The 10,495-nt window shown below is 64.4% G+C and carries 11 protein-coding genes; all 11 read right to left on the reverse strand.

Going from position 1 to position 10,495, the window contains the following annotated elements; genetic code table 11:
• Nucleotides 1-25: 25 nt before the first annotated feature.
• On the reverse strand, nucleotides 26-433 hold the full coding sequence (locus ACZL02_RS14525; RefSeq protein ID WP_472936786.1) for a hypothetical protein: 408 nt from the start codon (nucleotides 431-433) through the stop codon (nucleotides 26-28).
• Nucleotides 430-1,185: a flagellar biosynthetic protein FliR gene (locus ACZL02_RS14530; RefSeq protein ID WP_472936785.1), complete on the reverse strand. Its 756-nt coding sequence runs from the start codon at nucleotides 1,183-1,185 to the stop codon at nucleotides 430-432. The genes ACZL02_RS14525 and ACZL02_RS14530 overlap by 4 nt, the downstream gene beginning before the upstream one ends.
• Nucleotides 1,182-3,275, reverse strand: coding sequence for a flagellar biosynthesis protein FlhA (flhA, locus tag ACZL02_RS14535; protein ID WP_472936784.1), 2,094 nt, complete (start codon nucleotides 3,273-3,275; stop codon nucleotides 1,182-1,184). The genes ACZL02_RS14530 and flhA overlap by 4 nt, the downstream gene beginning before the upstream one ends.
• A 347-nt stretch (nucleotides 3,276-3,622) precedes the next feature.
• Entirely contained in the window at nucleotides 3,623-3,889 is a 267-nt protein-coding gene (fliQ, locus tag ACZL02_RS14540; protein ID WP_472936086.1) for a flagellar biosynthesis protein FliQ, read from the reverse strand.
• 5 nt (nucleotides 3,890-3,894) lie between these two features.
• Entirely contained in the window at nucleotides 3,895-4,302 is a 408-nt protein-coding gene (gene flgD, locus ACZL02_RS14545) for a flagellar hook assembly protein FlgD (protein ID WP_472936783.1), read from the reverse strand.
• Nucleotides 4,299-4,757: a flagellar biosynthesis repressor FlbT gene (gene flbT, locus ACZL02_RS14550; protein WP_472936782.1), complete on the reverse strand. Its 459-nt coding sequence runs from the start codon at nucleotides 4,755-4,757 to the stop codon at nucleotides 4,299-4,301. The genes flgD and flbT overlap by 4 nt, the downstream gene beginning before the upstream one ends.
• 5 nt (nucleotides 4,758-4,762) lie before the next feature.
• On the reverse strand, nucleotides 4,763-5,110 hold the full coding sequence (gene flaF / locus ACZL02_RS14555) for a flagellar biosynthesis regulator FlaF (RefSeq protein WP_472936781.1): 348 nt from the start codon (nucleotides 5,108-5,110) through the stop codon (nucleotides 4,763-4,765).
• 81 nt (nucleotides 5,111-5,191) lie between these two features.
• Nucleotides 5,192-6,283 carry a flagellar hook-associated family protein gene (locus tag ACZL02_RS14560; RefSeq protein WP_472936780.1) on the reverse strand — a complete coding sequence of 364 codons (1,092 nt, stop codon included), beginning with the start codon at nucleotides 6,281-6,283 and terminating at the stop codon, nucleotides 5,192-5,194.
• A 14-nt stretch (nucleotides 6,284-6,297) separates the two neighbouring features.
• Nucleotides 6,298-8,088 (reverse strand): flagellar hook-associated protein FlgK, encoded by a 1,791-nt coding sequence (gene flgK, locus ACZL02_RS14565; protein ID WP_472936779.1) that lies wholly within the window; start codon nucleotides 8,086-8,088, stop codon nucleotides 6,298-6,300.
• Between the two features lie 109 nt (nucleotides 8,089-8,197).
• Nucleotides 8,198-9,616, reverse strand: a complete 1,419-nt coding sequence (locus ACZL02_RS14570; RefSeq protein WP_472936778.1) for a flagellar hook protein FlgE — start codon at nucleotides 9,614-9,616, stop codon at nucleotides 8,198-8,200.
• A 176-nt stretch (nucleotides 9,617-9,792) separates the two neighbouring features.
• Nucleotides 9,793-10,464 (reverse strand): response regulator transcription factor, encoded by a 672-nt coding sequence (locus ACZL02_RS14575; protein WP_472936093.1) that lies wholly within the window; start codon nucleotides 10,462-10,464, stop codon nucleotides 9,793-9,795.
• Nucleotides 10,465-10,495 lie beyond the last annotated feature (31 nt).

A 10,495-nucleotide genomic window follows, 5' to 3' on the forward strand; every position in this document is an offset into this window, starting at 1 on the left:
TCGCGATGGTTCTACCCCGTGCAACTTATTCGAAGCTTGCGCGGGCGGCGGTCAGGTAATCGTCGAGGGCCAGTTCGAGCGCCGATCGCTCCGCCGCGCGCGAGGCTTCGCCGGTTGCCTCATCGCAGGCATGCTCCAGGCGCTTCTCGATGCCTTGCGCCTCCCGCAGCCGGCCCGCCGAGGCATCTTGCAGCACGAGGTTGCCGGAGATGTGGACCTCGTTGCGCCGCAGCGTCGTCGCCTTGGCTTCGAGGAACAGTCCCTGCAGCAGCGACTGATCGCCGAGGCTCTGCAGGATTTCCACACTGGTGGCGGCGAGCGCGATGCCCTCGCGCTTGAGGTCGGCAAGGCGCCACTCCTCCATCTCGCGCTTGCGCGCCTGAACCGACAGGAGACGCTGAAGACGCTCCGCCCTCGCCTGCTCGCCGCTCATCCCTGCAGCACCCAGCGCTGGTAGCTCTCGACGAAGATCGTCAGGAAGTCGCCGATGGAATAGCCGAGGAGGATCAGCCCTCCGGCGATCACGAAGGGCAGCGAGATGAAGTAGATCGGGATCTGCGGCGTCATCTTGTTGGCGAGGCCGATCGCAAAGTTGACGATGACGGCGTAGACGACGAACGGGCTGGCAATGCGCAGGCAAAGCTTGAAGGTCATGTCGAGGTTGTCGACCATCGAGGCCAGCGCCATGCGCGGCGCGAAGCCGAGCATCACCGGCATCGCGGTATAGGAGGCGACCAGCGCGCGTAGAATCTCCGCATGCAGGTTGAGCGAGAAGATCAGCACCGTCGCCGTGAGGGTGATGAGCGAGACCACCGCCGGCTCCGGCCCGTTTTCGTCCAGCGCCACGCCCATCGCCTGGCCCATGCCGATCGCATTGGCGACGAACGACCCGCCGAACTGGACGGCGATCAGGAAGATACGGCCGAGGAGCCCGATCAGAAGGCCGTTCAGCACTTCGGTCAGCAGCATCAACAGCCGCGCGTCGTCGTTGACGCCCTGCAGCAGGGGCGTCAGCGTGGGCAAGAGCCCCGGCGCCACGGCCAGGGACACGCCGAAGGCGATGAACAGGCGGATCTGTGCCGGGATGCTGGAGTTCGAATAGCCCGGCAGCACCATCAGGCAACTTCCGATCCGGCAGAAGATCATGAAGACGCCGATGATGACCGCCGTGGCGTCTGCGTTCATGCGATCGAACCCAGCGATTTGATGTCGACGCCGCGGGCGATCTCGAGGTGCGACAGCACCGGCAGGTTGACGAAGATCCGCTCGATCATCATCCGCACGTAAGGTCGCGCGTCCGGCGAGGCGACGAGCACGAAGTTCTCGCCTTGGTCGGTCTTCTCGCGGATCACCTTGGTGGCCTCCGTCGCGAACTGCTCGACGAGGCGCGGGTCGATGTCGAACTCGATCACGTCGCCCTTGGCGTCCCGCTTCAGGGCCTGGTGGAAGGCGAGGTCCCAGCGGTTGCCGAGGCGCAGGACGCCGAGCTGGCCCTTGTGCAGGAGATCGCCGCAGATCTGCTGCGCCATGCGGGTGCGGACATGCTCGACGATCTTCTCCGAGCGCCGGACGTGCGGCGCGATCTCGGCGATGGCCTCGAGGATCAGCGTCAGGTTGCGGATCGAGACACGCTCGGCGAGGAGCAGCTTCAGCACCGCCTGCAGGCCGCTGAACGACATATGCGCGGGGACGATCTCGTCGATCAGCCGCTTGTACTCCGGCTCCAGCCGGTCGAGCAGCGTGCGGGTGTCCTTGTAGGACAGGAGGTGCGCGAGGTTGTTGCGGATCACCTCTGACAGATGCGTCAGGATGATCGACAGCGTGTCGACGGGCTCGAAGCCGGCGCGGCGTGCCGCAGCACCGAACGTCTCCGAGATCCACGCCGCCTTCAGGCCGAAAGCCGGCTCGCGGGTCAGGTCGTGCGGAATGTCGGGCACCGGCGAGTCGCCGAGAACGATCAGGAGGTCGCCGAGCCGCAGCGCCTGGGTGGCGACCGTCGTGCCGTGCACCTTGATCTCGTAGGATTTCGGATCGACCGACAGGTCGTCGCTGAGCTTGATCTCGGGCACCACGAAGCCGAAGCGGGAGGCGAAGCGCCGGCGCATCTTCTGCACGCGGTTGCCGAGCTCGTCGCGCGAGAAGGCGAGATGCGCGGCCATCTGCTTGCCGAGCACGAGTTCGACCTCGACGATGCGCAGCGATTCCTTGACCGACTGGCGCTCGCTCTCGACCGCCTGGCTCTCGGCCTGCTGCTTTTCAGCCTCGACCACCCTCTCCGCTTCGGCCCGCCGGCGCGGCACGGTGTAGGCGATGAAGCCCAGCACGCAGGAGACCACGAAGAACGGCAAGAACGGCAGCCCCGGCAGCAGCGCCAGAATGCCCATCAGAAGCGAGGAGATCATCATGGCGCGCGGGTAGTAGCCGAGCTGCGTCATGATCGCCTTCTCGGCGGCACCGCGCGTGCCGCCCTTGGAGACGAGAAGGCCGGCGGCGAGCGAGACGATCAGCGCCGGGATCTGGGTGACCAGGCCGTCGCCGACCGACAGCTTGACGAAGACGTCGGCGGCATGTCCCGCGTCCATGCCATGGCGGGTGACGCCGATGATGATGCCGCCGAAGATGTTGACGGCGGTGATGATGAGGCCGGCGATCGCATCGCCGCGCACGAACTTCGAGGCACCGTCCATGGAGCCGAAGAAGGAGCTTTCCTCCTCCAGCTCGCGGCGGCGCTGCTGCGCCTGGCGCTCGTCGATCAGGCCGGCGGAGAGGTCGGCGTCGATCGCCATCTGCTTGCCGGGAATGGCGTCGAGGGTGAAGCGCGCGCCAACCTCGGCGATACGCGTCGCGCCCTTGGTGATGACGAGGAAGTTGACGGTGATGAGGATGATGAAGACGACGAGGCCGATGACGAAATCGCCGCCCATGACGAATTCGGAGAAGCCGCCGATGACGTAGCCGGCCGCGTTGTGGCCCTCGTCGCCATGGCTGAGGATGACCCGTGTCGTCGCGATGTTCAGCGACAGGCGCAGCATGGTCGCGAGCAGCAGGATCGTCGGGAAGGAAGAGAAGTCGAGCGGCTTCTCGATCCACAGCGAGACCATCAGGATCAGCACCGACAGCGAGATCGAGATGACCAGGCCGAAGTCGATCAGGAAGGCGGGGATCGGGACGAACAGCACCGCCATGATGAAGACGATGCCGAGCGCGAAGCCGATGTCGCGGCGGCTCTTGGCCTTGATCGGGGGGCTAAGTCTCAGCGGTGCGACGAGCGACATCCGGCGTTCCCTCGGGCGGTGCGCCCCGTGCGTGACCCCCGGCTCGACGCCGCGGCATGGAAGGCCGGCGCGGCAGCGGGAAGGCTACGCGGCAAGGCCGGAAAAAAGCGGGCCGACGGCGCGCCATTTCTCCTAATCTTCCTGACGGTTCGAGCTTGAGCCGGGCTGGAAAGGTTTCCAAAACCTTAGCAACGACTGCATCAACCTTCGACAGTGGTGCCGGTCCGTATCGGCAACCCCTCGCACGGCAAGGCTGTAGTCGATCCCCGGCCTGAACGCAAAGAGGCCCCTGGCGGCGCTTGCCGGCCCGGGGCCTCTTGGACGAAGGATCGCGGACGGTGTCCTGATCAGTAGCCGTGTTCGATGCGGGCGTAGCTTTCCTGGGTGAAGGAATAGACCTGCGCGCCGGTGAACGAAGCGGTGAAGGCGACGATGATGAAGATGGCGATGATCTTCGGCACGAAGGTCAAGGTCACTTCCTGGATCTGCGTCAGGGCCTGGAACAGCGCGATCAGGATGCCGACCAGCATGGCGCCGCCGACGGCGGGCCCCGAGGCGATGACCACGGTCCAGATCGCGGACTGGATGATGTCGATGGCGTCGGCCTGGTTCATCTCTTCTACTCGATCTTGATGCCGGCGCCGAGGTCGACGGTGGCGCCACTGGCCAGCGTTGCGACAGCCCCGGCATCGGTCACCTTCACCGACTTGACGACGCCGCTGACGGTGCCGTCGGCCGATGTCAGCGTGCGACCGAGCACCGCGTCGGCCTGGGTCAGCGAGGAAACCGTCAGCATGGTCTCGAGCTTCTGGTTCATCTTGATACCCTGCTCGACGTTCGAGAACGATGCAAGCTGGGCCAGCTGCGCGGTCGCGTCGGTCGGGTTCAGCGGATCCTGGTTCTTCATCTGCGCGACGAGGAGCTGCAGAAAGGCGTCGTAGTCGAGCGTCGCCTTCGACGCATCGGACTTGGTGGTCGACGTGGTGGACGTCGTGGCCGCCGCAGAGGTGGTGTTGACCGTGGTCATGATCTGGCTCCCATGGCCACGGGCACCCGGTCCTCGTGGAAGGTGGACAGGTTCGCCGGTGGCTCGTCCTCGGCGAGAATGGCCTCTTCCATCGGCATGAGGGCCCGCAGGCACTTCAGGCCGTCATAGGGACGATCACGGCCGACGAGATCGGCGACGTCCATCAGGCCGTCGCGCATCGCCGCGTTCGACGAGGTCGCCAGCAGCAGCGCATAGGTCCGGGTAAAGGCCTCGCGGGCAGCGACGGTGTTGGCCGGGTCGATCAGCATCATCTGGACGATGAAGTAGAGCTGGCGCAGCGGCGTCGTCGCGGCTTCCGCCTGCATGACGTGGCTTTCCAAGAGGAAGGTCACGTCGTTCAAGAGCTCGATCGAGGTCTTGCGATCGACCCGCATCACGGCACCGTTGATGAAGATCCGCTCGCCGGCCCGCAGGGAGACTTTCAGCGTCGCCATCGACCTTACTCCAAACCGTCGCGGATCATCGCGGTGACGTCGATGATGCCCTTGAAGCTGTTCACCTTGCCGTTGCGCAGGGCATCGGTCTCGCGCATCACCCAAAGACCGATGGAGATGAGACCGGCGCGCAATTCTTCCGGCAGCGCATTTTCCGGGTTGGCCAGATCCTCGATCAGCACCGACCAGAGCGTCCGCGTGACGTAGATCGCTTCGATCGCCGCCGACGACCGAGGGCCGGCCAGCTCGGCGCGCGTCAGCACTTCGAGCGTATGCTCGAGCGCCTGGCGCTCGCGCTCGCGCGCAGAGGAGCCGCTTTCCTGCCTGATCTCTGCGTAGGAGAATTGATACATGCGCCGTTCCTCGATCTGGACGGGGCAAAGGCCCGTCCGAAATGCTGTCCGCTGTCGATCAGATCGAATGCTGCCGCTCGATCAGATGTAATTTAGAAGGCTTAGCGACTGGATCTTGCCTGTCACTGTATAGGCAGCTTCCAACTGCGTTTTCAGCGCGTTGACGCGCAGGCTTGCTTCCGAGATGTCGACATCCTCGAGCGCCGAGACGGTCTTCTCCATGATGTCCTGCTGGCGAAGAAGCTCGGTATTGGCGGACTCGACCCGCTTCAACTTGGTGCCCACATCGGCACGCATCGAGGTGATCGCGGTGGTGCCCTTCTTCAGCTGGACAGCAGCAGCGTCGGTGACGACCTTGCGCGTGGCCTCGCCCAGCGAGCCGATGTCAAGGCTGGTGATCATCGTGTAGGCCGAGGCCATGTTGCGGAAAGAGGCGTCGTTGGCGGAAGCCGAGGACGTGATGGTCTCGCTCTTGCTGACCGGCGAGTCGATCGTGCCGTTCGTGGCGTTCGACCAGTTCGCCGTCCAGGCCGCATCGGTGAACAGGTCGGAGAACTTGTAAGGTCCGGTCACCGTCGGCTGCGGCGCCGGCGGCGCGAAGGTTGCCGTGGGCGTGAAGCCAGCGGGATCGGTCAGATATTTCGTCATCTGGTCGGCGGTGACCAGGCTCGCATTGTCGGTGCCCGTTGCGGCCCGCACGAAGTTGCTGAAGTTCAGCTGTGTCGCCGCATCGGCAAGCGTCGTGTCCGTCTTGATCGGCGACACGTTGCTGTTGTCGCCGGCAAACAGGAACTGCCCGCTCGACGCGTTCAGCGCCGAGGTCATCTGCTGCAGGCCGGACTTGGCGCCGCTGACGAAGACCGCGAAATCGGTGGCGACGCTGATGCCGATCAGGTTGTTGGCCATCGCCTCGCCGCCTTCGCTGATGGTCGCGAGCGACGCGTCGATTTTGTCGAGCCGCGTGGTGACGAGGCCGTTGGAGGTCCGCTGCTCCTTGAACGTGGACTCCTGCGCACGGGCACTGATGGCGCTGCCGGTCAGCCGGCCGAGCGTGCGGCCGACATCGACGTGTCGGCCCGAATTGACCTCCTGCGAAGCGTCGTTGAGCGAGCTCTGCAGCTTGGCCAGCGAGGTTCGGGTGGCGCTGTTGAAGGAAAGCGTCGAAATGCTCATGGATTCAAGCTCCGTCAGATGCTGTTGAGAAGCGTCTTCAGCATCTCGTCGATGGTGGAGAGCAGTTTGGAAGAGGCCTGGAAGGAGCGCTCCAGCTGCATCATCTGCGTCAGCTGCTCGTCCATGTTGATGCCGGTCTTGTTGGACAGCGTGTCCTGCGTCCGCTCGAGCACCGTGGTCTTGTATTCGGTCTCGTTCAGCGAGTTCTGACGGGTCGACTGCAGCCAGCTGACCGACGACGCGGCGTAATCCGCAACGCTTCCCTTGGAGTCGGCACTGCTGTCGTCCGCAAAATTGCGGGTCGTCGCCATCGCCGTGCTCAGCTGGTTGAGCCGCGCCGTGAAGCCACCGAGGTCCGCGGTGTTGTAGTCGTACTTGATACCGTCGCGCAGCAGCGTCGGGTTAGCCGTTACGCCGTCCGCCAGGCGCAGCGAGCCGGCTAGGCCGATGACCGCAGGGGTCGTCGCCGTCGCGGTGCCAGCGACGAGGCCGCCATCCGCGCCGCCCGGGCCGGGGACGATGTTCGACAGGGCCATCGGCACCGCACCACCGACGCTGGCGGCGGAGGCGGTGATCTTGCCGGTGCCATCGGCCGCGAAGCTGACCTTCCCTGCGCCGAGTGCCGTCGTGCTGCCGGCAGGCGTTGCGGCCGCGACCATCGATTGCAGTCTGGCGGCAAAGGTATTCTTATCCGTCAGGTCAGTGGCCGACAAAGTGCCGGTCGCGACATAGGTGGTGTCGCCATACTTGAAGTTGAACGACAGCGTCTGGTTCGGGCTGGTTCCAGCCGTGTCGAACGTGCCGACATCGAGCTGCGATACCGTCGCCAGCGTGCTGGGATCAACCGCGGTGAACAGGCCCGGCACATCCGGCATGCCGGCAGCGCTCTCCTTGAAGGAGTCGATCAATCCACGCGCTGTCTCGTCGAGCTGGGTCTGGTAGGTCACCATGATGTCGTCGCGCAAGGCGACGAGGCCGGCGACCGAGCCGTTTTTCAGCGGCATATAGGCGGTGCTGCCGGTCACGGCGGTGCCGTCGATCGTCAGCGCATTGCCCTCGGTGACGGTCTCGTTGAGGCCGGGGGTCGCCGTGAACCCGACGGCGCGGGCCGTCGTCTCGAACAGCGTCACGCCGGAGTCGGTGTAGAGCACCATGTCGTTCTCGCCGCGCGTGACGATGTTGACGCCGACATATTGCGAGAGGGCGGCGACCGCCTGGTCGCGGGCGTCGCTGGCATCGGTCACGTCGGCACCGGTGCGGGTGCCGCCGACCACTTCCTTGTTCAGCGTCTCGATCTTGGCGAGCAGCTTGTTCATCTCGGCGGCCGCGTTGACCAGCTCGGTGTCGGCATCCTTGCGGATCGTCTGCGTCGTCGCCGAGGCCTCGTTCAGCGTCTTCACGAGGTCGGACGCGGCGGTGACGGCGTTGCGGGCGAGTTCGTAATTGTTCGGCGAGGCGGACAGCGTCGTCAGCGCATCGGACAGCTTGCTGACCATGGCGGCCGGCGAGCGGCTGAGCTCGGTGTCGCCGAGCGTCTCGCTCAGACGATCGAGGCCGTTGCTGATGACGTTGCCCTTGCCGACCGCGGCGCTGGCATCCAGCATATTGCGGAACAGCGCATAGTTCGACGACTGCGAGACTGTCTTGATCTGGACCTGGCCGTTCAGGCCGGTGATGACGTTGGCGTATTTCTTCGTCGCACCGACGGTGTTGACGTTGGCGATGTTGCGGGCAACGAGCGCCGTCTGTGCCTGGGACGCCGCGAGCGACGACTTTGCCGTATCGAGGGCGGTGGAAAGCGACATGGCGGGTTTTCTCGCAGTCGGAGGTTGGCGGCGGCGCTGGGATCGGCGGGAGCGGACTGGTTGGCAGTGCGGTAGGCGGCGCCCGGTGGCGACGCCTACCGCGGCAGCATCAGCGCTTCAGGTTGACGAGAACGTCGAGGATTTCCGAGCCGGTCTGGAAGACCTTCGAGTTCGCGGTGTAATTGCGCTGCGACTCGATCATGTTGGTAAGCTCGCCGGCCAGATCGACCGTCGAGTCCTCGAGCGCGCCGGCGGTCAGTTTGCCGAAGCCGCCGGAGCCACCGAAGCCCATCAGGACGGTCCCGGATTCGATGCCGGCGCTGTAGACGTTGCCAGCCTTGGCGATCATGCTGTCCGGGCTGTTGACCGAGGCCAGCGGGATGCGGAAGAGGTCGCGGGTCGTACCGGAGGCGAAGGCCGCGGTGACGGTGCCGTCCTCGCCGACCGAGATGTCCTTGATGACTTCAGCCGGATTGCCGTCGACGGACGCCGCCAGCGGCTGGGTATTGCCGGTGAACTGCGTGGTGTCGCCGATGTTGAGATTGAAGATGCCACCACCGATGCCGTTGGCGGTGTTGCCCATGTTGATCGTGAGGATGCCAGGATTGGTCGAAGATGTGTTCGCCAGCGTCGATGCGGGTGTGGTCGACGGCACGATCGAACTCAGCTTGAAGGTCGTGGGATCAAAGGTCAGCGTTGCCGAGGCCAGAGGGGCCGCTGTCGTCGTCGTACCCTTTACGGTGTAGGGGAATGGAGCATTGGCGCCCGTCGAGGCATTCCGGCTATCATAGACAGCCATTTCCCACTGGTTCTCGATGGGCGGTGTCCCCGCCGTATCCGGTAGCTTGGTGTAGTAGATATCGAGCTTAACCGCCTCGCCGGAATTGTTGTAGACGGTGATCGACGTGCTGACGGTCGAACCGTCCAGCGGTTTGGCATTTGGATTGGTCGAGGGTGTCGCAAGGGCGACGGGAGGGCTGCCGGTGGTAGCAGGAACGAATGCCTTGTTCAGCGGGACCGTCAGGATGCCCTTGGTGGTCGGGTTGGCGCTGAGCAGCGAGGTCTTGAGGTTGACCTCCTGGAGACCCGAGAATCCGTTGAGCACGGCGTCGGTGCCGGTCGTGCCGACGGGATAGCCCATCAGCGTGTAGCCCGCGGCGTTGACCAGCGAGCCGTCGGCCTGCTGGGTGAACGAGCCCGCGCGCGTCAGGAAATTCCCGCCGCTGCCGTCGCTGACCGCCAGAAAGCCGTTGCCGTTCACGGCAAGGTCGAGCTTCTTCGGACTGTTGTCGTTGCCGGTGTAGCTGAGGCCGCCCTGCTCGCTGACGAACGTGCGCGTCTGCACCTCGACGGCGCCGGAATTGTAGCCCGAAGCATTGCCGGGGAGGATGAGCGAGGAGAACTCGGTCTGCGACTGCTTGTAGCCGGTGGTATCCGAATTCGCGATGTTTTCCGCGACGACCCCGAGCTTGCTGGCTTGCGCCGTCATGCCCGAGACGCTTGTGCGCATAATTCCGCCGATGCTCATCCGGTGCCCTTCCAATGGCAGTTTTTCTGCTCGATATTTAACTGCGTGAGCTTGCGCGAAGCTGCCAGAAGGGCACCAAAACTGCTCCAACACGGTGGTTTTGGCTTGAATAAAGAAAAATCCCGCATTTGCAGAAGCAAACCGGGATTTTTATACTTATTTAAGAAATGTAGGGATCAGACGCCGATGCCGTATCCGAGGTAGCGCATGGACGACACCGGGTCGTAGCCAAGGCGCATCTTGAGCTTCTTGCGCAGCTTGGAGATGTGGCTTTCGATGACGTTCTCCTCGACGTTTTCGTCGAAGATGCCGTAGATCGCCGAGAACAGCTGCTGCTTGGAAACGCGGCGACCGCGGTTCTGCACCAGGTATTCGAGGATCCGGCGCTCGCGCCGCGGCAGGATCATCGACGCACCGGCAACTTCAGGGTCGCGGCCGTCGGAGAAGACGCAGATCTCCTCGACCACCGTGCGGCCCTTGCCGGCACCGGCGTCGCGGCGGCGGATGGCGCCGACCCGGGCGAGGATTTCCTTGACGTGGACCGGCTTGGAGACGACGTCGTCGATGCCCGCGGCGAAGAGATCCAGGGTCGAATTGAGCGCCTTGGTCTCGGCCAGCGCGATCAGCGGGGCGTTGGACCGGCCGCGCACCAGGCGGGTGAACGCACCACGCTCGGGGAAGTCACCCAGAAGAAACGCTTCGACGGCGGAGATGTCGGTCTCGGGAGCAGTCTCGACCCACTCGCGAAATTCCTCGACCTGGAAGCCCGCGGCAGACACGCCCTCCATGCCGAACAGCGACTGATATCCGTTCGTGACCAGTTCACGGTTGTCCACAACTACGATCATCACATCCACCTGCCGTCGGGTTTCTCTGGAG

This window comes from Mesocryomonas fontinalis, from assembly GCF_055730125.2.